This window comes from Leifsonia sp. NPDC058292 (assembly GCF_042880955.1).
Taxonomy (GTDB): domain Bacteria; phylum Actinomycetota; class Actinomycetes; order Actinomycetales; family Microbacteriaceae; genus Leifsonia.
Map to the genome: position 1 here is coordinate 41,676 of NZ_JBHVYL010000019.1, position 21,439 is coordinate 63,114.

The 21,439-nt window shown below is 66.8% G+C and carries 21 protein-coding genes; 8 read left to right on the forward strand and 13 right to left on the reverse strand.

The genetic code is table 11. The features are described from left to right. Positions 1-93: 93 nt before the first annotated feature. Both ACFVWR_RS11895 and ACFVWR_RS11900 read left to right on the forward strand, forming a co-directional pair. Complete coding sequence (locus ACFVWR_RS11895; protein WP_387211929.1) at positions 94-1,629, forward strand: sensor histidine kinase; 1,536 nt, start codon at positions 94-96, stop codon at positions 1,627-1,629. Next, positions 1,626-2,405, forward strand: a complete 780-nt coding sequence (locus tag ACFVWR_RS11900) for an alpha/beta fold hydrolase (protein WP_387211838.1) — start codon at positions 1,626-1,628, stop codon at positions 2,403-2,405. The genes ACFVWR_RS11895 and ACFVWR_RS11900 overlap by 4 nt, the downstream gene beginning before the upstream one ends. Positions 2,406-2,430: 25 nt before the next feature. Here ACFVWR_RS11900 and ACFVWR_RS11905 read toward each other — a convergent pair whose 3' ends face one another. After that, complete coding sequence (locus tag ACFVWR_RS11905; RefSeq protein ID WP_387211841.1) at positions 2,431-2,895, reverse strand: MarR family winged helix-turn-helix transcriptional regulator; 465 nt, start codon at positions 2,893-2,895, stop codon at positions 2,431-2,433. Next, positions 2,892-4,622, reverse strand: coding sequence for an MDR family MFS transporter (locus ACFVWR_RS11910; protein WP_387211844.1), 1,731 nt, complete (start codon positions 4,620-4,622; stop codon positions 2,892-2,894). Before ACFVWR_RS11910 ends, ACFVWR_RS11905 begins: the two co-directional genes overlap by 4 nt. Positions 4,623-5,069: 447 nt before the next feature. Here ACFVWR_RS11910 and rplJ point away from each other — a divergent pair, with 447 nt between their 5' ends. The 3 genes from rplJ (at position 5,070) to ACFVWR_RS11925 (ending at position 7,206) form a co-directional block, all read left to right on the forward strand. After that, complete coding sequence (gene rplJ, locus ACFVWR_RS11915; RefSeq protein WP_387211847.1) at positions 5,070-5,585, forward strand: 50S ribosomal protein L10; 516 nt, start codon at positions 5,070-5,072, stop codon at positions 5,583-5,585. Between the two features lie 60 nt (positions 5,586-5,645). After that, positions 5,646-6,032: a 50S ribosomal protein L7/L12 gene (gene rplL / locus ACFVWR_RS11920; RefSeq protein WP_387211850.1), complete on the forward strand. Its 387-nt coding sequence runs from the start codon at positions 5,646-5,648 to the stop codon at positions 6,030-6,032. 526 nt (positions 6,033-6,558) lie between these two features. Next, positions 6,559-7,206 carry a class I SAM-dependent DNA methyltransferase gene (locus ACFVWR_RS11925; RefSeq protein ID WP_387211853.1) on the forward strand — a complete coding sequence of 216 codons (648 nt, stop codon included), beginning with the start codon at positions 6,559-6,561 and terminating at the stop codon, positions 7,204-7,206. Here ACFVWR_RS11925 and ACFVWR_RS11930 read toward each other — a convergent pair. Next, entirely contained in the window at positions 7,179-8,705 is a 1,527-nt protein-coding gene (locus tag ACFVWR_RS11930; protein ID WP_387211856.1) for an amino acid permease, read from the reverse strand. The genes ACFVWR_RS11925 and ACFVWR_RS11930 overlap by 28 nt on opposite strands. Positions 8,706-8,813: 108 nt before the next feature. On the opposite strand from ACFVWR_RS11930, the gene ACFVWR_RS11935 reads away from it, so the two are divergent. Together ACFVWR_RS11935 and ACFVWR_RS11940 are read left to right on the forward strand one after the other, a co-directional pair. Beyond that, positions 8,814-9,284, forward strand: coding sequence for a MarR family winged helix-turn-helix transcriptional regulator (locus ACFVWR_RS11935; protein ID WP_387211859.1), 471 nt, complete (start codon positions 8,814-8,816; stop codon positions 9,282-9,284). A gap of 62 nt (positions 9,285-9,346) precedes the next feature. Then, positions 9,347-10,585 (forward strand): MFS transporter, encoded by a 1,239-nt coding sequence (locus ACFVWR_RS11940; protein WP_387211862.1) that lies wholly within the window; start codon positions 9,347-9,349, stop codon positions 10,583-10,585. A 117-nt stretch (positions 10,586-10,702) separates the two neighbouring features. On the opposite strand, the gene ACFVWR_RS11945 is transcribed toward ACFVWR_RS11940, so the two are convergent. From ACFVWR_RS11945 to ACFVWR_RS11985, 9 genes are all read right to left on the reverse strand, one after another. Beyond that, positions 10,703-11,716 carry a LacI family DNA-binding transcriptional regulator gene (locus ACFVWR_RS11945; protein ID WP_387211865.1) on the reverse strand — a complete coding sequence of 338 codons (1,014 nt, stop codon included), beginning with the start codon at positions 11,714-11,716 and terminating at the stop codon, positions 10,703-10,705. Positions 11,717-11,729: 13 nt separating this feature from the next. After that, positions 11,730-11,984 carry a hypothetical protein gene (locus ACFVWR_RS11950; protein WP_387211868.1) on the reverse strand — a complete coding sequence of 85 codons (255 nt, stop codon included), beginning with the start codon at positions 11,982-11,984 and terminating at the stop codon, positions 11,730-11,732. 10 nt (positions 11,985-11,994) lie between these two features. Then, positions 11,995-12,909 (reverse strand): carbohydrate ABC transporter permease, encoded by a 915-nt coding sequence (locus ACFVWR_RS11955; protein WP_387211871.1) that lies wholly within the window; start codon positions 12,907-12,909, stop codon positions 11,995-11,997. Next, the gene (locus ACFVWR_RS11960) at positions 12,909-13,937 is read right to left on the reverse strand and encodes a carbohydrate ABC transporter permease (protein WP_387211874.1); all 1,029 of its coding nucleotides are present in this window, start codon (positions 13,935-13,937) and stop codon (positions 12,909-12,911) included. Before ACFVWR_RS11960 ends, ACFVWR_RS11955 begins: the two co-directional genes overlap by 1 nt. Positions 13,938-14,017: 80 nt before the next feature. Next, positions 14,018-15,286, reverse strand: coding sequence for an ABC transporter substrate-binding protein (locus ACFVWR_RS11965; RefSeq protein WP_387211877.1), 1,269 nt, complete (start codon positions 15,284-15,286; stop codon positions 14,018-14,020). A gap of 131 nt (positions 15,287-15,417) precedes the next feature. Further along, positions 15,418-15,978, reverse strand: a complete 561-nt coding sequence (locus tag ACFVWR_RS11970; protein WP_387211880.1) for a hypothetical protein — start codon at positions 15,976-15,978, stop codon at positions 15,418-15,420. Between the two features lie 8 nt (positions 15,979-15,986). Then, positions 15,987-16,508 (reverse strand): hypothetical protein, encoded by a 522-nt coding sequence (locus ACFVWR_RS11975; protein ID WP_387211883.1) that lies wholly within the window; start codon positions 16,506-16,508, stop codon positions 15,987-15,989. A gap of 26 nt (positions 16,509-16,534) precedes the next feature. Beyond that, a complete protein-coding gene (locus ACFVWR_RS11980) occupies positions 16,535-18,493 on the reverse strand; it encodes an alpha/beta hydrolase (protein WP_387211886.1) in 1,959 nt (652 codons plus the stop codon). Beyond that, positions 18,490-18,780 carry a hypothetical protein gene (locus ACFVWR_RS11985; RefSeq protein ID WP_387211889.1) on the reverse strand — a complete coding sequence of 97 codons (291 nt, stop codon included), beginning with the start codon at positions 18,778-18,780 and terminating at the stop codon, positions 18,490-18,492. The genes ACFVWR_RS11980 and ACFVWR_RS11985 overlap by 4 nt, the downstream gene beginning before the upstream one ends. A 77-nt stretch (positions 18,781-18,857) precedes the next feature. On the opposite strand from ACFVWR_RS11985, the gene ACFVWR_RS11990 reads away from it, so the two are divergent. Then, the gene (locus ACFVWR_RS11990) at positions 18,858-20,741 is read left to right on the forward strand and encodes an ABC transporter ATP-binding protein (protein ID WP_387211892.1); all 1,884 of its coding nucleotides are present in this window, start codon (positions 18,858-18,860) and stop codon (positions 20,739-20,741) included. A 77-nt stretch (positions 20,742-20,818) separates the two neighbouring features. Here the strand turns inward: ACFVWR_RS11990 and ACFVWR_RS11995 are convergent, their stop codons facing one another. Beyond that, complete coding sequence (locus ACFVWR_RS11995) at positions 20,819-21,175, reverse strand: Lsr2 family protein (protein WP_387211895.1); 357 nt, start codon at positions 21,173-21,175, stop codon at positions 20,819-20,821. Positions 21,176-21,439: the final 264 nt, after the last annotated feature.

The window sequence follows — 21,439 nt, forward strand, 5'->3', positions numbered from 1 at the left end:
ACCTCCCCGGTGACGGGTTCGGATCCCGCGGCGGGGACACCCGGTTCCGACACATCGGACTCCGGCGAGCGGGCGCACGGTCGCCCGTCGCGCATCCGCCCGTTCCGGTCGTGGACGCTCCGCAGCCGCGTCGTTCTCGTCGTGGTCGCGATGCTCGCCGTGCTCGGCACGGCGATCGGCACGGTGAGCGTTTTCGCGCTGCAGGGGTATCTCGTGAGCCGGCTCGACGGCCAGCTCACCAGCGCCCTGGATCGCGGTGCGCGGGCCGCGAACCAGATCTACGGAACATCCCCGGTCGACTCGCAGGTGCAGCGCATCGTCGCGACTCCCGGGCAACCCACCGGAACGTTCGGAGTCGTGCGCAGCGGCGATCGCCTGCTCTTCCCGGTGATCCTCAGCCCGCAAGACCAGAGCGGGCAGCCCAACAACGAACCCGCTCAGCCGCAGATCGTTCGCGCCGACCTCACCGCCGTCGCGAAGCTGGAGGCCGACGGCACTCCGCGCACGCTCGACCTCGGCTCCTCGCTGGGCTCGTACCGGGTCGCCGCGACCGAGCTCGTCAACGGTGACAGCGTGATCATCGGCCTGCCCCTCAACGACGTCAGTGCGACGGTGAGCCAGCTGACCTTCGTCATCGTGCTCGTCACCCTGGCCGGGCTGATCTTCGCCTTCCTCATCGCGAGCTTCGTGGTGCGTCTGGCGATGCGCCCGCTCGAGCGGGTGGCCGGCACGGCTCAGGAGGTGTCGGAGATGCCCCTCGACCGCGGCGATGTCGCGCTGTCGGTTCGCGTTCCCGAGGCCGACACCGACTCGCGCACCGAGGTGGGCAAGGTCGGAGCGGCACTCAACCGGATGCTCGGCCACGTCTCCTCCGCGCTGACGGCGCGGCAGGCGAGCGAGCAGAAGGTGCGCCAGTTCGTCGCCGACGCCAGCCACGAGCTGCGAACGCCGCTCGCCTCGATCCGGGGCTACGCGGAGCTGACGCGCCGCTCGCCGCACGAGCTTCCGACCGATGTGACCCGGTCGCTCGGCCGCATCGAGTCGGAGGCGACCCGCATGACGTCGCTCGTCGAAGACCTCCTGCTGCTGGCACGACTCGATGAGGGTCGCGAGCTGGACAGGGATCCCGTCGACCTCTCCGTGCTGCTCGTGGATGCCGTCAGCGACGCCCACGCGGCCGGCCCGAACCACAAGTGGTCGATGGTGCTCCCGGAGGAGCCGATCGAGGTGACCGGAGACAAGGCCCGACTGCACCAGGTGGTGGTGAACCTGCTGGCCAACGCCCGGGTGCACACCCCCGAGGGGACTGAGGTGACGGCGGCGCTGACCGTCGACGAGAAGGCGGGCCGGGCGATCGTCTCGGTGACCGACAACGGCCCAGGGATAGCTCCGGAGGTGCAGTCGTCGCTGTTCGAACGCTTCGTGCGCGCCGACAGTTCGCGTGCGCGCACCACCGGTTCCACCGGCCTCGGTCTCGCCATCGTGAGCGCTGTCGTGGAGGCCCACGGCGGCGAGGTCGGCGTGCGGAGCGAACCGGGGGAGACCGTCTTCACGGTCTCGCTGCCCTGGGACGCGACCGCGAACCAGCCTGGCGTCTCCACCTCCGGCTCAGCGACAAGCGAGCCGTGACGCAGGCGAGCATCCTCGCGATCGAGGAGTACGGGCCGCGGAACGGCGCACCGCTGCTGTTCATCCGTGCCCTGCCCGCCGAGACAGGCAACCCCCGCGGCGTCGATCGCGTCGTCGAGCGACTCGTCTTGCGCGGCGCGGCCCGGCGGATGCGCGTGCACGCTGTCGGGCGGCCGGCGTTTCTGCATCCGGCCTTCACGATGGCGGAGGTCGCCGACGTGTACGCCCGACTCATCGCGGAACGCTTCGGTCGGCCGGTCGCGCTCATGGGACTCTCCACCGGAGCCAGCGTGGCGCTGCAGCTCGCGGTCGATCGGCCCGACCTCGTCACGACTCTCGTGGTCGCCGCCGGGGCCGCGCGTCTCGGTTCTCGAGGCAGGGCGGTGCAGCGGCGGTACCTGTCGCTGCTCGCCGCCGGTGACCGGCGAGCCTCCGGCGAGCTTGCGAGCGCGACGATGAACAGTCGCCATCTCGATCCGCTGGTGCGGCTGGTCAGCCGTGCCACCCCGCAGCCCGACGACGCCGAGAGCCTCATCGCGCTGGTTCGCGCGGAAGACGCCTACGACGTGTTCGACGGGCTGCACGCCGTCACAGCCCCGACGCTCATCCTCTCGGGTGGCAGGGATGTGTTCTACCCGCCCGACCTCGCCCGCGAGACCGCCCGGCGCCTTCCGCACGGAACGCACATCCTCTACCGGTCGCGCTCGCACGGCGGTGTTCCGCTGCACCCGCGCTTCGGCGACGACATCGCAGACTTCCTCGCCGCGCATCCCTGAGCCGCGGCCCAGGTCGCCGGCTCCATCAGCCTCCGGTGACCGTGTCGTTCAGGCGGGCAAGCAGCTCGCCCAGCCGTTCGACGTCGCCCTGCCCCCAGTCGCGCAGGTTGGTGTAGAGCATGGCCTGGTCGCTCGCGCGCACCTCGTTGATCTTCTCGGCCGCAGCCGGGGTCGCGACCAGAAAGCTCGCTCGCCGGTCGAGAGGGTCGGTTCGCCGCTCGATGAATCCCAGCGACTCGAGGATGTTCGCCTGACGGCTGATGACGCTCTTGTCGGTCGACAGCCGCTCGGCGAGGGCGCCGGCGTGTGTCGGCCCGAGCCGCACGATGGCGTTCAGCATCTTGAAGCCGACCGGCTGCAGGTCCGGATGCACACCGAGCGCGCGGTCGCGCATCACGGTGTGGATCCGGTTGAACAGCACGCTGAACTGCTCTTCGACGCCGGCGATGGCCGCGTCGACGGCGGCTGTCCCGTGCTCGATGGTGGTCATCGCCGGCTCGACGCGTCGCTTTCGGTCGTTCCCGCGTTCCGCCCGCCGGCCTGCTCACCCGACGCCTGCTGACCCGAGGGCCGCTGCGCCGGAAGGGAACCGGTCGCGACTCCGACGTAGGCCTCCGACGCCTCGACCACCAGCTCTTCCGCGTGCTCCAGCAGGCCGCCTGCGGGGGCGTTCTGCTTCTCCTCCTCGAGGCGCTCGATGGCGGTCTTGGTGCCGAGCCTGTTGTTCGGCAGCAGCAGGATCGCGACGATCGTGATGATCGCGAGCGGAACGGCCACCAGGAAGATATCGGCGACCGATTGGCCGTAGATCGACTCGATGATCGTGCGGAGGCCGACCGGCAGGGTGCTCACCTTGGGGAGGGTGCCGCTCTGCAGCGCGCTCGCGATCGGTGCGCCGGCCTCGCCGAGCTTCACGATCTGAGCCTGGATCGCAGCGGCGTGGCTGGTCATCGCTTCGGTCACCTTGGTGGCGAGCACGCTGCCCATCACCGAGACGCCGATGGTGCCGCCGAGGCTGCGGAAGAACGCGACGGACGAGCTTGCGACGCCGAGCTGGGTGGGGGAGACCGCGTTCTGCACGACGAGCACCAGGTTCTGCATCACCATGCCGACACCGGCGCCGAGCACGAACATGTAGATCGAGACCACGACGTAGTTCGTGTCGTATTCGATGGTGCTCATCAGGTAGAGACCCGCAGTGAGCAGCACCGAGCCGACCACCATGAACGCCTTCCACTTGCCGAACTTGCTGATCAGGCTCCCGACCACAGTCGAGGAGATCAGCAGACCGGCGATCATCGGCAGGGTCAGCAGACCGGATTCGGTCGGGGTCGCGCCCCGGGCGAGCTGCATGTACTGGCTGAGGAACACCGACGTGCCGAACATCGCGACACCCACCGCGATGCTGGCGATGACGGCGAGCGTGAACGTGCGGTTCTTGAACATGCCGAGCGGGATGATCGGGTCTTTCACGAGCAGTTCGGTGACCACGGTCGCCACCAGCAGCAGAACGGCGCCGCCGACCATGAGGAGGGTGTTCCAGCTGATCCAGTCGAACTGGTTGCCGGCCATGGTGACCCAGATGAGCAGCAGCGAAATGCCGCCGGCGAGCAGCACGGCGCCGAGATAGTCGATGCGCACCTTCTGCAGGGGCCGCTTCGGCAGGTGCAGGGTCTTCTGCAGCAGCAGGATGGCCGCGATCGCCACCGGCACGCCGACGAAGAAGTTCCAGCGCCAGCCGATCGAGTCGGTCAGCAGGCCGCCGATCAGAGGACCACCGATGGTGCCGACGGCCATGATGCCGCCGAAGAGGCCCATGTAGCGGCCGCGCTCACGCGGGCTGATGATGTCGGCCATGATGATCTGGCTGAGGGCGGTGAGGCCACCGGCGCCGAGGCCCTGCACCACGCGGAACGTGATGAGCATGCCCGGGTTCTGCGAGAAGCCGGCGAGTGCCGAGCCGAGGACGAACAGCACGAGGGCGAGCTGGATGAGCAGCTTGCGGCTGAAGAGGTCGGCGAACTTGCCCCAGATGGGCGTCGACACGGTTGTGGCGAGCAGGGTGGACGTGACCACCCAGGTGAACGCCGCCTGGTCGCCGCCGAGGTCGGCGATGATGCGGGGGAGGGAGCTCGAGACCACCGTGCCGGCCAGGATCGACACGAACATGCCGAGCAGGAGGCCGGAGAGCGCCTGGAGCACCTGGCGGTGCGACATGGGCGCGGGGGTTGAGCCCTCAGGGGTTATGGGATGAGCGGATGCGCGCGCATCCGTATCGACGGATTTCGACATGTGCGTGGGTACTCCAATGCGGGGGACGAAGCGGATTGTTGGCTCGACGCTGCGCCCAAATAGTTGATCTGGATCAACTGTATCTCGATAGTAGACCGAAGTCAACTAAATTCGGAGGCGCGCTCGACTTGCATTCGGTCGCCCGCATCCCGTACTGTGATCGAAGCCAAAGACCGCTGGTCGTCGTGCGCGAAAGCTCACGAACGAAGACTCACTCAGGTGAGGGCCCGCGCAGGTGTATGAAGCAGACTCGTGAACTCCGGTTCGCGTCGCCAGCTCCGTGCCACTGCGTACGGAGCTTTTTTCTTTTCCCCGGCGGTCGAGGCGCACATCGCCTCCGCGGTGTGCGACGCAAAATCAGAGGAGTAGGCCATGGCGAACAAGGAAGCCGCGGTTGCCGAGCTTGAAGATCTCTTCAAGAACTCGTCCGCCGTTCTGCTGACCGAGTACCGCGGTCTCACTGTCGCTCAGCTCAAGCAGCTGCGCACATCGATCAGTGAGCACGCGACGTACGCCGTGGTGAAGAACACGCTGACCAAGATCGCGGCCAACAACGCCGGCATCTCGTCGTTCGACGAGGAGCTCGTTGGTCCGTCTGCGATCGCCTTCGTGCACGGAGACCCTGTCGCCGTCGCGAAGTCGCTGCGTGACTTCACCAAGGCAAACCCTCTCCTGGTGGTCAAGGGTGGTTACTTCGACGGTAACCCGCTGACCGCAGCAGAGGTAGGCAAGCTCGCCGACCTCGAGTCTCGTGAAGTTCTGCTGGCGAAGCTCGCCGGCGCCTTCAAGGCCTCGCTGTTCGGAGCCGCATATCTGTTCAACGCACCGCTGTCGCAGGCCGTTCGCACGGTCGACGCGCTGCGTGAGAAGCAGGAGTCCGCTGCGTAGTCCATCCCCCGGGATGCACCACCAGCGGTTGAGTACACGAAAACACCTAAGGAGAAAATCATGGCAAAGCTCACGACTGACGAGCTGCTCGACGCGTTCAAGGAGCTCACGCTCATTGAGCTGAGCGAGTTCGTGAAGAAGTTCGAGGAGACCTTCGAGGTCACCGCCGCCGCCCCCGTCGCCGTTGCTGCGGCCGGTGCCGGCGCTGCCGCCCCCGTTGAAGAGGTCGAGGAGAAGGACTCCTTCGACGTCGTCCTCGAGGCGGCCGGCGACAAGAAGATCCAGGTCATCAAGGAGGTGCGCGCACTCACCAGCCTCGGCCTCGGTGAGGCGAAGGCACTCGTTGACGGCGCCCCGAGCACCGTTCTCGAAGGCGCCAACAAGGAAGCCGCTGACAAGGCGAAGGCTCAGCTCGAAGAAGCTGGCGCCACCGTCACCCTCAAGTAGTCTGCGCCCCATCGGGGCTCTTTCTACCGCAGGCTGACATCGCCTGACGCAAGTCGCGACGCGGACTCCACACACCGAGTATCCGCGTTGCGAGGGCGTCGTTCCCCGCAATGGGAACGACGCCCTCTGTGTTTAACCCGTGCGGGTTCGAACGCAGAGGGGTCGAGCGACGCGGATGCCCGGATCGGCCGTCACCATCCGGTGACGGTTCATCCAGCGTCCGATAGCGCCTGCCTGCGGGCAAGCGATGTGCAAGGACGCGCATCCGGAAAGAACCACGATGAATACCAGTCGATGGCGCGGCTATGCCGCGTACTGGCGGCGCCTCAGCAGCGTCGTCCTCAGCGGGGAAGCCCGCGAACACTCCGCGCACCCGCCGGATCTGTACCGCAGCACCGCTCTTTACGAGCGGTTCCTGCGGTAGCCTCCATCCCTTCGACAGCCCCCGGCCCTGGTACGGCCGGGGGCTTTCTCTCTGCGCGGCGATGCATCCCTGAAGGTCGGCGGTGCTCCATACACTCGGGGCATGCCCGAACCGCTCGACGTGACCGAGACCTGTACCGCCTACGACGCCGTCGCTTCCGACTACGCGGCCATGCTCGAAGACGAGCTCGCCCGAAAGCCGGTCGACCGGGCCATGCTCGGGGTCTTCGCCGAGTATTTGCTCGCCGACGGCGGTGGCGCCGTGGCCGACCTGGGCTGCGGCCCGGGGCGTGTGACGATCGAGCTCGCCGGGCTCGGGCTCGACGCTTTCGGTGTGGACCTCTCACCGGGGATGATCGAGGTCGCTCGTCGCGCCCATCCGCACCTGCGCTTCGACGTGGGCACCATGGCCGATCTCGAGCTCGGCGACGACGCGCTCGCCGGAGCGCTGGCCTGGTACTCGATCATCCACACGCCCGACGAGCGGCAACCGGCGTTGTTCGCGGAGTTCGCCCGGGTCATCCGGCCCGGCGGCTGGTTGCTGCTGGCTTTCCAGGTGGGCGACGACGTGGTGCACCTGGAACGGGCCTACGGTCACGAGCTGTCGCTCGACACGAGACGCCAGCGCCCCGCGCGGGTCGCCGAGCTCCTGAGTGCCGCCGGCTTCGAGGAGCGCCTGCGTGCGGTTCGTGCGCCGGATGCGGGGGAGAAGACCCAGCAGGCTTATGTGCTCGCCCGATCGCGGTCCTGAGCCCCGCCGTCGTCGACGGTGCTGTCGCCCGCGCTGTCGCGTGCGCGGCCGACAGCGCTGTCACGGAGCTCGGCGATGCGGGCCACGCGCCGTCGCACGGCGAACCAGCCGATGATGAGCGCCGGCACGACGATCACGAGGGTGAGGCCGAAGGTCCAGGTGCCGGTCGGGTAGTCGAAAAGCATCAGCACGGCGACGGTGACCAGAAAGGCGAGCGTGAGATAGCTCGTGTACGGCGAGCCGGGCATCCGGAACCGTGGCCGCTCGGCGAGCCCCTTCGCGGCGTGACCACGCAAGCGCAACTGGCAGAGCACGATGATCGACCACGCCGTGAGCATGCCGATCGACGTCAGGTTGATGCCGATCTCGAAGGCCTGACCGGGCATGACGAGGTTGAGGCCGACGCCGAGCAAGGCGGCGGCCCCGGTCAGCAGGATTCCGCCGAAGGGAACGCCGTGCCGGCTCACGCGGCCTGTGAAGAGCGGCGCAGAGCCGCGGAGCGCCATGGAGCGCACGATGCGTCCGGTGGAGTACAGGCCGGCGTTCAGGGATGACAGGGCGGCGGTCAGCACCACGAGGTTCATGATCACGTCGGCGCCCTCGACGCCGATCGACGCGAAGAAGGTGACGAACGGGCTCTCGCCTTCTTTGTAGGCGGTGAAAGGCAGCAGAAGCGAGAGCAGCAGCACCGAGCCGACGTAGAACACCGCGATCCGCAGGATGACCGAGTTGATGGCCCGCGGCATGGTCTTCTCCGGGTCTTTCGTCTCCCCGGCGGCGGTGCCGACGAGTTCGATGGCGCCGTAGGCGAAGACGACGCCCTGCACGACGATCACCAGCGGGAGGAGGCCGTTCGGCAGCATCCCGCCGTTCGCGGAGATCAGGTCGAATCCGGGCGTACGGCCGTCGACGGGGGTGCCGAACACCACGAAGCAGACGCCGACGATGAGGAAGCCGATCAAGGCCGTCACTTTGATCGCCGAGAACCAGAACTCCAACTCGCCGAACACGGAGACGGAGAGCAGATTGAGCACGAGCACGAGCACCAGGGCGGCGAGAGCGAAGACCCACTGCGGGATGGCGGAGAAGGCCTCGATGTATTTGCCGAAGAAGGCGAGGTAGAGCGCGATGGCGGTCACGTCGACGATCGCCACCATCGACCAGTACATCCAGTACATCCAGCCGGTGATGAACGCCGTCTTCTCACCGAAGAACTCGCGGGCGTACGAGACGAACGACCCTGAGTCGGGACGGTGCAGCACCAGCTCGCCGAGCGCGCGGAGGATGAAGAACGCGAAGACTCCGCAGACCGCGTAGACGATGAGCAGGCCAGGGCCGGCGGCGGCGAGACGGCCGCCTGCTCCGAGGAAGAGCCCGGTGCCGATCGCGCCTCCCACGGCGATCATCTGGATGTGGCGGCGTTTGAGGGCCTGATGGTAGGAGGCGGACTCCTCCGTCTCGGCCAGGTCACGCAGGACGTCGTCGTTCTGTTGGCGCATTCCCCCAGAAAACCATAAAAATCAGAAGTATGAAAGTGCGAATATCAGATTCAAGTGGATTGTTCGACGCGACTTGAACTATATAGGTCGGCTATATATAATGGAGTAATGCCACAGACCGATCTCACAGATCTTCACCACATCCTCGGCGACCTCGTGGTCGCCAGCCACCGCCTCACCCGGCTCGCGGCGAGGGTGACGGGCAGCACCGAGTCGCCCGCCACCTGGCGCACTCTGAGCGTTCTGCAGACCACCGGCGCGATGCGACTCGGCGAGCTCGCCGCGCACAGCCGGGTCTCACAGCCGACGATGACGAAGATCGTGCGCAACCTCGTCGAATCCGAGTGGGTCAAACGGATCGCCGACACCGACGACGCTCGCGCCTGGCAGATCGCGATCACACCGAAAGGCGCCGACGCGCTTCAGGCCTGGCGCGACGAGTTGAGCGCGGCTCTCGTGCCAATGTTCGCCGACCTCAGCGACGACGAGATCGAAGCCCTGCGCAGCACGGTGACCATCATCGGCTCGCGCGTCGAGCTGTCGGCCGCCGCCTCGGAAGCCGTCGCCGGCGCTCGCTGACCTTCGCGGCCGCGCGCCGCATCCACCACACCAGACATCTCGATAGGAGCCCCTGCTCAGCCATGTCACACGACAAGCCCAACAACATTCTCAAGCAACCGACCGCCGTCTGGGCCGTCGCGTTCGCCTCGGTCATCGCCTTCATGGGAATCGGTCTCGTCGACCCGATCCTGCCGGCCATCGCGGCGAGCCTGAAGGCGACGCCGACCGAGACCGAGATGCTCTTCACGAGCTATCTGCTGATCACCGGCATCGCGATGTTCTTCAGCAGCTGGATCTCGAGCCGGATCGGCGCCAAGAAGACCCTGCTGATCGGTCTGGCGCTCATCGTCGTCTTCGCGCTCGCGGCGGGACTGTCGCCGAACGTCGAGGCGATCATCGGGTTCCGCGCCGGATGGGGACTCGGCAACGCGCTCTTCATCTCGACCGCCCTGGCGACCATCGTCGGAGCCGCGTCGGGCGGAACGTCGTCGGCGATCATCCTCTACGAGGCGGCGCTCGGGCTCGGCATCGCGATCGGCCCCCTGCTCGGCGGTCTGCTCGGAAGCTGGAGCTGGCGCGGACCGTTCTTCGGCACCGCGGTGCTGATGGCCGTCGGTTTCGTCGCGATCGTGTCGCTGCTGAAGAAGAATCCCGAGAAGCCGACCCCGACCTCGATCGGTGCTCCGTTCAAGGCGCTGGCCAAGCCGGCCCTCGGGTTCCTCGCCGCTGCCGCCCTGTTCTACAACATCGGGTTCTTCGTGCTGCTCGCCTACACGCCGTTCGCTCTGGTGCCGCTCGGCGTCGACTCGGCGATCGGTCTCGGCTTCATCTTCTTCGGCTGGGGTGTCGCGCTCGCCGTCACCTCGGTGTGGGGAGCGCCGCTGCTCACGAGCCGCATGCCGCGCACCCGCGTGCTGTGGATCGTCATGCCGCTGCTCGCGATCGACCTGGCCGCCGCCGGGCTGTTCATCGGCTCGCTGGTCGGCCTGATCGTATGCGTGGTCGTCGGTGGACTGCTTCTCGGCATCCTGAACACGGTGCTCACCGAGTGCGTCATGGAGGCCACAGATCTGCCCCGCTCGGTCGCCTCGAGTGCTTACTCCGGTGTGCGCTTCCTCGGCGGAGCGATCGCCCCGCCCGCGGCGACTCTGCTGGCCGACACGATCTCGCCCTCGACGCCGTTCTTCGCCGGGGCCATCTCGGTGCTGGTTGCCGTGGCGCTGATCGTCATCGGCCACAAGCACCTGAAGCGCGTCGACGGCCCCGCCGAGAGCCCCATCGTCGAGGCCGAGTCGCTCACCCTCGCCGACGCCACCTGACCTCGCCCGCCCGCCCCGCCCCCGCCCCCGCCCCCGCCCAAAGCAATCGAGTTCAGGAAGAACGCTCCCAAAACGTGCTTTTGGGAGCGTTCTTCCTGTACTCGATTGCTTTCGGCGCTAGGGGGCGGGCGGTGGGGCGGTGGAGGTGCGGACGACGAGGGAGACGGGGGAGCGGACCGAGCGCGTGCGCGGCTCGGCGCCACCGAGCTCGTCGAGCAGGATGCGGGCGGCGACGGCGCCCTGATCGAACGGATTCTGCGCGAGCGTCGTCAGCCCGAACGACTCGGCGAAGGTGTGGTTGTCGATCCCGATCACCGACAGGTCGCCCGGCACCGTGAGGCCGCGGTCGTAGGCGGCCAGCATGGCGCCGAACGCCATCTCGTCCGACCCGGCGAACACGGCCGTCGGCCGGGGGCCGGGGCGGTCGAGGAGTGCGTTCATCGCCGACCGGCTCTGCGGCAGCGAGAAGCCGCCGGGAACGATCCACTCCGGCCTGACAGTCAGGCCGGCGGAGCGCATCGCGTGCTGGAAGCCGTGCAGCCGCCCGACCGGAACCTGCCGGTTGAGACCTTCCTCGTCTTCGCCGCCGATGTGCGCGATCTCCCGGTGCCCGAGCTTGATCAGGTGTTCGGTGGCCGTCATCCCGGTGGTCTTCTCGTCGATCCCTACGCTCCGGAGCCCTTTCACCGGGCCGCCGACCACGATCGTCGGATGCCCGAGCGACGCCAGCTGGTGGCGTTCGTCGGCCGTGAAGTCGAGGCAGAGGGCCAGCAGGGCATCCGTTCTCTTGCGAAGGATCGACCGATGGAACACGCGCTCACGGTCGCCGCGGTGTCCGCCCAGGTTGAACAGGATCATGTCGTAGCTGGCCGACCGCAGCTCCGCGTCGACGCCCTCCAGCACGTTGGTGTAGAACCAGCGGCTCACCGACGGCACGACGACACCCATCGCCAGCGTGCGCCCGCTGGCGAGGCCTGAGGCGCTCGACGACGCGACATACCCGAGCTCGTCGGCCGCGCGCCTGACGGCAGCACGGGTCGTGTCCGAGACGTTGGGCAGGCCGCGCAGGGCACGCGAGACCGTGGCGGTCGAGACGCCCGTCGCGCGCGCGACCTCGTCGATCCCTGCCATGGCGAACCCCGGCTCAGGAGTTCTTGCCCGGCACGCGGCGGGCGGCCGGCTCGCCCGCATCCGCCGGCCGGCGCGCCGCCACGATGCGGCGGCGCGCCTGCCAGAGGAGCACGAGAACGAGAACGAGCGCCAGCAGCGTCAGCGCCCAGCCGAGGGCGTCGGCGCCCGTCAGCTCAGTCACCACGGTGACGACGAGGAACGCGAACGCGAAGAACCCCACGATGCCGATGCCGACATCGACGATCTCCAGCGAATCGTCCCAGCGCATCCGAGTCGCCCTATCCCTTCACGCCGCCGGCGGTGAGCCCGGCGACGATCCTGCGCTGGAAGATCAGCACCAGGATGACGAGGGGCACCGTGACGATCGTGCCCGCCGCCATGACCGCGGTGTACGGCTCCTGGTGCGGCTGGCTGCCGGCGAAGGAGGCGATGGCCACGGTCACCGGCTGGGTCGCGTCGCTCGACAGCTGGCTGGAGATCAGGTACTCGTTCCACGAGGAGATGAACGCCAGGATCGCTGTCGTGAACACGGCCGGCGCGGCCAGCGGCAGGATGATCTTGCGGAAGGCCTGAGCCTGCGTGCATCCGTCGATCCGCGCCGCCTCCTCCAGGTCCCACGGCATCTCGCGGAAGAACGAGGTGAGCGTGTAGACGGTGAGGGGGAGCACGAACGAGATGCTCGGGATGATCAGGGCCTGGTAGGTGCCCATCCAGCCGATGTTCGTGAACAGCTGGAACAGCGGCGTGATGAGCGCGACGCCCGGGAACATCGAGGCGCCGAGGATGAGCCCGAGCACGATGCCCTTGAACCGGAAGTCGATGCGAGCGAGGGCGTAGGCGGCGAACGTTCCGACCAGCAGGGCGATGATCGTGACACAGGCGCCGATGAACAGCGAGTTCAGCAGTGCCTGCCCCAGGTGGTTGCCCAGCTGGGTCGAGAACGCGGTGATGTAGTTGTCCCAGGTGAAGTGCGTGGGCAACGGCGTCGTCTCGAACGTGAAGCCCACGTCGCGGAACGACGTGACGACCATCCAGTAGAACGGCAGCAGACACCAGAGCACGATGATGATCGCGCTGACCCCGGTGCGGATGCTCTGATTGCGGTTGCGCGACTTGGCTCTGCTCTTCGCCTTGGTGCGAGGCAGGGCCTGGGCTTCCGCTGTGGCTGCGGCGGGGCCGGCGACGGTGGTCATCACTTCGCTCCCTTCTGCTGGGCTTCCTGTGTTCGCACCACGTTCGTGCCGAGGAACCGCACGAAGATGAAGGCGACCAGGAAGATGATGATGAAGGTGATGGTCGAGAGCGCTGAGGCGCTGTTGAAGCCCTGCCGAATCTGGTCGACGACCAGGATCGAGAGGGTGGTCGTGGCATTACCGGTGCCACCACCTCCGCCGGTGAGGATGGCGGGAAGGTCGTAGATGCGCAGCGCGTCGAGCACTCGGAAGAGCACCGCGACGAGCAGCGCCGGCTTGACCAGCGGCAGGGTGACGCGCCAGAACCGTTGCCAGGTCGTCGCGCCGTCGACCTTCGCGGCCTCGTACACCTCTTCGGGGATGATCTGCAGACCCGCCAGGATGAGCAGCGCCATGAACGGCGTCGTCTTCCAGGTGTCGGCGATGATCACCGCGAAGCGGGATGCCCACTCGTCGCTCGTCCACAGGATGTGGGCGCCGATTGCGGCGTTGGCGACACCGGCGACCGAGAAGATGAAGAACCAGAGCTTCGCGGTGACGGCCGTCGGGATGGCCCACGGCACCAGGATCGCAGCACGCACGAGACCGCGGCCGCGGAAGGTGCGGTTCATGATGAACGCGAACCACATGCCGAGAACGGTCTCCAGCACGACGGTCACGACGGTGAAGAAGAAGGTGACGCCGACGGCGTTCCAGAACTGGGAGCCGAGGTTTCCCGGCGGGCAGGCGACAGCGGCTCCGTCAGGACCCATGCACTGCTGGAACAGCCAGTGCGCATAGTTCTGGAAGCCGGCGAACCCGCCCTGCACGAACAGTCCGGTCGCCGGATCGAGGCCGGCGTCTTTCTGGAACGACATGATGATCGCGCTGACCACCGGATACCCGATGACGATCGCGAGCAGCACGATGGTGGGAAGGATGAGGTAGAGCGCCACGCGCGACTGGGCGTTGCGATTCTTCTTGGCTCCGGCCCGAGTCTGCTTGGGGCCGGTGGTCTGGGGCGGGGCGACGACGTTCGACGTTGACATGTGAGGCCTCCGGGTGGGTTCTCAGGAGAGGGGAAACCAGGCGGCGGGAAGGTTCCCGCCGCCTGGTGGCCGCATCCTTGTTAGCCGGCGCTCGCCGTCTTGATGGCGGCGGCCATGTCTTTCAGCGCCTGGTCAACCGTCTTGTCGCCCTTCAGAGCGGCGTACGAGTTGTCCTGAACCGCCTTCGTGATGGCCGGGTAGAACGGCGAAACGGGGCGCGGAACCGCGTTCTCGATCGACGTCTTCAGGGTCGCCAGGTAGGGCAGCTGGGTGTTCAGGTCGGCGTCGTCGTACAGCGAGGCGACGACCGGTGCGAGAGATCCCTGGGTCACGAAGAACTTCTGGGTCTCTTCGCTCTGCAGGAACTTCAGGAACGCGAACGCTGTCGCCTTGTGCTTCGAGTACTGGCTGATCGCCGCGTTGTGACCACCGAGGCTGGAGACGCCCGGTCCGTCGACACCGGGAAGCGGTGCGACACCGAACGTGTCCTTCACGGTGGAGGAGCCGTCGGTCTTGGCCAGGTTGTACACGTACGGCCAGTTGCGCAGGAACAGCAGCTTGCCGGCCTCGAACGACTGGCGTCCCTGCTCCTCCTGGTAGGTGATGGCCTCGGCCGGGATGACACCCGACTTGAAACCGTCGACCAGGCGGGTCAGACCCTTGTTGGCCTTGTCGCTGTCGACCGTGACCGTCTTGCCGTCGTCGCCGACGATGGTGCCGCCGTCGGTGTTGATCGCTTCTGCGACGTTCACCGTGAGGCCCTCGTACTTCGCGAACTGTCCCGCGTAGCAGCCGATGCCTTTGGCTTTGGCGATGTCGCAGTCTTTGAGCATCTCATCCCACGTCTTCGGCGGGGTGGGCACCAGGTCTTTGCGGTAGTACAGGATGCCGCCGTCCGACGTCTGCGGCGCCGCGTACTGGGTGCCGTTGTAGGTGCCGGACTTGACGGTCGGCGCCAGAAGGGCCGAGTTGTCCATCTTGAAGTCGCCGGTCAGCGGCTGGAGCCAGCCCTTGGCGGCGAACTCGCCCGTCCACACCACGTCGACGTCGACGACGTCGTAATTGGCGTCTTTGGCCTGGAAGTGCTGCACGAGGTCGTCGTGCTGCTGGTCGGCCTGGTCGGACTGTTCTTTGAAGGTGACCTTCTCGTCCGGGTGGGCCTTGTTCCACTTGTCGATCAGCGGACGGACGACATTCGAGTTGTCCTTGCCCTGAACGTAGGTGATCGGACCCTTGGAGTTGGCGCTCGCATCCGAGCCGCCGCTTCCTGATCCTCCGCCGGTGCATCCCGCCAAGGCGAGGCCGACGACAGCGACTCCGGCGATCACGGAGAGACGTGCTGCTTTCATTTCACTCCTCGTTGAGCTTCTTGGTGCGGGCGCGCTGTTGCGCCCGGACGTGACGCTACCCTCCTGACGGGTCCGCTGCAAGCGTTTACGTCAAGCGCTTGCATCACGTTTGGATATCGGCGGGCCACGTCTCAGTGCGTCATGAGGCCGGATGCTTCGTTGTTGTAGCAACCGGTGGAGCCGCGAACGAAGATGTCCGGGAAGGGGTCGGTGGGGTCGTCGATCTCGGTGCCGATCTGGAGGAAGAGTGTGACGTTGGTGCTGTAGTAGGTGGCTTCGAGCATCGGCTGATCGTCGCGGAAGGTCGATCGTTCTTTGCGCACCAGACGCCAGTCAGGGCCGGTCGGGGCGAGATAGCCGAGCACGGTGTCGTTGTCGACGGGATGGGTGACGTTGAGGCGATACGAGTAGAGCTTGTATGAGGACGCGTCGGGGTCGAGAGGTGAGCCGCCGCAGGAGCCGGGTCCGTCCTGGATCGAGAGTTGGAGTTTCCCGGCTTCTCGGTCAAAGACTTCGCCAGGGAGCCTCTCATAAAGCTTGTCGAGGTAATCGATGACCTGTGCGTAGCCCTCGTCGAGTGTCTGATCCGTTCGGCCCGACGGCTTCGCGTTTACGCATCCGCTCAGGGCGATGAGCACGGCAATGCTGATGGCGAGGGCTGCGGGGATGCGGCACGGAGGCGAGGCGAGCATGTTTCTGCTTACCGGTCCATGAGGCCGGATGCTTCGTTGTTGTAGCAGCCGGTGGAGCCGCTGACGAAGATGTCCGGGAAGGGGTCGGTGGGGTCGTCGATCTCGGTGCCGATCTGGAGGAAGAGTGTGACGTTGGTGCTGTAGTAGGTGGCTTCGAGCATCGGCTGATCGTCGCGGAAGGTCGATCGTTCCGTGCGCACCAGACGCCAGTCGGGGCCGGTCGGGGCGAGATAGCCGAGCACGGTGTCGTTGTCGACCGGATGGGTGACGTTGAGACGGTAGGAGTAACCCGACTGTGTGGCTGCGTTCGGATCGAGGGGTGACCCACCGCACGAACTCTGTTCATGCGTGGAGACCGAGAGTTTCCCGGCTGTTCGATCGAAGACATCCCCCGGGAGCGTGTCGTAAAGACTGTCCAGGTAGTTGACGACCTGCGAGTAACCCTCTTCGAGCGTCTGGTCAGTTCGGCCAGACGGCTTGGATTGGACACACCCACTCAGGAGCGCGACGAGGAGCGCGCTGACCGCCATAGCGAGCGTCGGTGAAGATCGTTTCGTCACTTCTTCTTGACCAGCTTGTCCGTGTCGCCCATGATCACGGCTAGAACGTTCTTCCAGGAATCCGAATAGCGATCCAGAACTTTGTTGTGCACGTCGCTGCCCAGCGCGTCGCCTGTCAAAGGAGTGCCGTCGGCGAGACTGCCTGTCTCGAGCACGGTGACGCCCGGGAGCTCGGTCGGCGCCTCGCCGTGCGGACTGAGTATGGGACCGAGGAACCCTCCAATGTAGATGCTGCCGTCGAAGTCACCCATCGGATCTCCGGGTGCCATCAGCGCATACCGCTCCTTTCCGGGATCCGCGTACGCCGTCGGGCTGGAGACGCCGGTGCCGGCGCCGGCGGATTCGACGTAAACGACAGCGTCGGCCCGGACCCCGATCACCTCCGCGCGGCCAAGGAGAGCGCCGGCGTAACTGTGTCCAACGATCGTGACGCGAGGACCGTCGGCCGCAGACCGGGTCAGTTCCCGATCGAGCGCGACGGAGAACGCGGAGAGGGCGGCTCCTCCCCGCAGCGCGAGATTCATGTCGGTGGCCGGAAGGATTTCGTCCGGCATGTCCGTGCCCATCCAGGAGATGGTTGCAAGGCCGTTCCTCGACTCCGCGTTCCAGAAGTCGCTCGCCCACTGGTCCGCCATCTCGAGGTTGGTCATCATGTTCGAGGTCGTTCCGCCGATTGTGGTTCCCACTCGGGCGGCTGTGGCGAGGTCGCCATAGACGCGGGCGTACTTTCCGTCGCCCCGCGGGTCGAACACCAGAATCTGGATGTCGTCGCCGGTTGAACTGCGGTAGGCGGCGAGGTGCTTGGCGTTCGCGTCGATGCCGGCTTGCAGTTTCGAGCGCTCCGCGGCGTCGGTGGTGTGCGCGAGCTTGGTCGCGAGCGAGGCCGAATCGGCCGTGAGGCGCTCTGTCTCGGCTCGCAGCGCGACCTGGTTGGCCGCGTAGCGGGTGGCGAAGGGGATGCCGTTCAGGTTGCCGACGAGAAGCGGCATCGCGGTGAGCATGGCATCCCGCTGCCCGGCGCTCTGAGTACTCCACAGGCGAGTGACGGTGTCCTGCCACGCTTCGATCCGGCGCAAGGTCAGCCGCGAGCGTTCGTCGTCGCTGAACTTCCAGCTGTCGGGAAACACGATGAGATCATCGACCAGCTGTGGGTGCTTCCCGCGAAGCGCGCTCGCGTGCGCGGGCGGCATCGCGAGCAGGATTCCGAGAAGGGCGGTAGCGGCGTTCGTCGCGTCGCCGGGGGAGACCACGATGCCGTCCAGTGCGAGCGCCAGCGCCTCCAGCTCCGCCGAGGAGAGCTCCTCGATGACGTCCTTCGTGAGGGAGTCGTCTAGGTCGGCCGCGAGCAGGTCGGCGAGTGCGCGCAGTTCGGCATCGGTCGGCCTGTGGCCATCAGCGATGCGGCGCGCGAGTGCCCCGAGGTCGTCGGCGAGCGATGTGCCGAAGTCGGACGCGCGCTTGACGCCGATGCGCGACAGGCTGGTGCGGGTGGTCGGCCAGGATGCGGGGAGCTCGGCCGTGATCGCGGCGATCACGGCGCTGTCGGCGGCCTTGCGCTGCTCGGCCAGCGTGTCCAGGCGAGCTTGCGCATCTTGCACGGCGACCACCTGACTGGCGTCGAGTTGCGAATCCGCGATCGTGCGGCGGAGCGAAACGGCCGCGGTCATGATGCGCGTCAACTCCACCTCGTAGCGTTTCAGCATGCGGCCCAGGGATTGCATCCGCATGACCGTGGCGGTCAGCTCCTTGTCGACTGTGGCAGCTGAGGCGGCCCACGCCTCCTGAGCGGAGCCGGACCAGCTCTCGCTGACCTGCGCGGTCGAGCGACGCAGATGGAGGACCCGGGCGATGAGCTCGTTCTCCATCCGGGAGAGCGCGGAGCAGAAGTCGCGGACCTCGACTTCACCGGCGCCCGGATCGCTGGGGGCTCCAGGGATCGACAGTCCCGGAATCATCGCGCGCCCATCGTCGCGGAGCGGGCGAGCCCTGCCGCGGTGGCATCGTCGAAGTCCTGATAGCCGCCTGCAGCCGCCGACAAGCCCGAGGCCAGGAACGCCAGGCTGGAACGGTGGGAGTCGCAGGCATACGCCAACCAGAAGACAAGGCTTTCGAGCTGAGTGTCGACCCGCGGAACCGTCGTCTCAGGGCGACCTCGACCGAGCGAGGGGAAATCGTTCGACGACGACGCCAGGTTCGACGCGATGGTTCGCATCGCATCCAGATCAGCTTGCACATCTGCCATACAACGTACCTTCGCTTACATATCACGCGTCTTTCGAGCGTAGCAGAGGGTGTCTCTCACGGGGCTACCCTGAGTGCATGAGCGGGATGCGCGGAGCGGGCGGCGGGGGTGGCGGCCGCGGCCGCGTCAGTGGTGGCGACGCCGAGGCGCAGAAGGCGCTGAACGCGACGGCGCCGAAGATCCCCGACCTGTTGCGCCGGATCGGCGGGCTTTTCTCCGCACACAGGCCCGCGATCATCATGACAATGGTGCTCGTGCTCATCGGCGCCGGGCTGTCGGTGGTTCCTCCGCTGCTCACACAGCGTGCTTTCGACGACGGACTGTTCCCCAAGTCGGGTAAGCCCGACATGCCGGTTCTCATCGAGATCGTCGTGATCATGATCGTGGTCTTCGTGGGGTCGGCGCTGCTCGGGGTGTGGCAGACGTATCTGACGGCATCCGTCGGCAACAAGGTCATGGGCTCGCTGCGGGTGCGGCTGTTCTCCCACCTGCAGTCGATGGAGTTGAGCTTCTTCACGCGAACGAAGACCGGGATCATCCAGTCGAGGCTGCAGAACGACGTCGGCGGTGTGGCGAACGTGCTCACCAACACGATCTCGAGCATCCTCGGCAACACCGTGACGGTGATCGCGGCGTTCGTGGCGATGGTCCTGCTCAACTGGCAGCTGACGATCGTCGCGATCGTGCTCATGCCCATCCTGGTGATCGCCCAGCGGCGCGTGGGTCAGGTGCGCGCTCGCATCGCCACGAAGACGCAGGAGTCGCTCTCCGACATGACCGCGATCACGCAGGAGACGCTGAGCGTGTCGGGCATCCTGCTGTCGAAGAGCTTCAACCGGCAGGCCACCGAGGTCGGGCGCTACTCGGATGAGAACCAGAACCAGATCCGCCTGCAGGTCTCGCAGTCGATGAGCGGCCAGTGGTTCTTCGCGATGGTCAACATCTTCTTGTCGTCGATCCCGGCGATCGTCTACCTGGTGTCGGGCTGGCTGGTGCTGGGCGGCGCCACCGACATCACGGCGGGGACGATCGTGGCGTTCACCACGGTGCAGGCACGGCTGCTGTTCCCCTTGCTCGGGCTCATGCGGGTGGCCCTCGATCTGCAGACCTCCGGCGCCCTGTTCGCCCGCATCTTCGAATACCTCGACCTGAAGCCGGCCATCGCCGACCGGCCCGACGCTGTTCCCGTCGACCCGGGCCGCGACCTCGGGCGCATCGAATTCGACCACGTTGTGTTTCGGTATCCGGATGCGCGCCCCGGGGAGCGCAACACCCTCGACGACGTCTCCTTCGTGATCGAGCGCGGCGAGTTCGCGGCGTTCGTCGGGCCGTCGGGTGCCGGCAAGACGACCGTCTCCTATCTGATCCCGCGGTTCTACGACGCGACCGGCGGCCGCATCCTGTTCGGGGACACCGACCTGAAGGACCTTCAGCAGGAGTCCCTCGTGTCGCACATCGGCGTCGTGAGTCAGGAGACCTACCTGTTCCACGCGACGATCGGCGAGAACCTGCGGTATGCGCGACCGGATGCGACGCAGGAGGAGATCGAGGCGGCGACGCGGGCGGCGAACATCCATGACACCATCGCCGGTTTCCCGGACGGCTACGAGACCGTTGTCGGCGAACGCGGCTACCGGCTCTCGGGTGGCGAGAAGCAGCGCATCGCCATCGCGCGGGTGCTGCTGAAAGACCCCGAGGTGCTCATTCTCGACGAGGCGACGAGCGCGCTCGACTCCATCTCGGAGCGCGTGGTGCAGACCGCGCTCGACACCGCATCACGCGGACGCACCACGATTGCGATCGCGCACCGCCTGTCGACGATCGTCGCCGCCGACGTGATCTTCGTCATCGACCACGGGCAGGTCGTCGAGCGCGGCACCCACCGCGAGCTGCTCGACCTCGGCGGCGTCTACTCGCGGCTCTATCGCGAGCAGACCGAGACGGCCCTGCTCGACGAGTGACAGGCGCCGAGATCGCGCGGGCGAGCGCTAGCGAGCGCTAGCGAGCGCTAGCGAGCGCTAGTGAGCGCTAGCGAGCGCTAGTGAGCGGCGTGGTACGCCTCGGACACGGCGGCGGGGATGCGGCCTCGGGTCGAGACGGTGAAGCCGTTCTCGTTCGCCCAGGCCCGCACCGACTCGAGGTCGCGCTTCACGGCGGTGCCGCGACGGGCGGGGGTGCCCGTGGTGCCCGCGGATGCGGACGAGCGGCCGGACCGCTTGCGCCCGGCCGCGACGTAGCGGCCGAGGGCCTCACGCAGTTCGCCGGCGTGCGCGGCCGAGAGGTCGATCTCGTAGTCGACCCCGTCGAGGCCGAAGATCACGGTCTCGCCGTCGCCCTCGCCGAGCGGGCTCTGGTCGAGGTCGTCGATGAGCTGGTAGATGACTTTCTGGGCCACGGGTTTCTCCTGCCGGATGTGAATGGAGATGAATTGAGCGGTGAAGGCTCCGGATTCATCAGTGGATTCTATTCGAATACTGCGCCATAAATGCTTTTATTTAGCTGGGGCAATTGATTAGAGTGGTGTTCCCGGACTCGCCCGGGAATTGTGCACCTGCGCAAAGGGGATCGCGTGACTGCTCCTGTTCTCGACGAAACGACAGCGCCACCCCCCGGGGATGACCACGCCCGGGCACCCGGAGCCGATGCGGGGACGGGACCG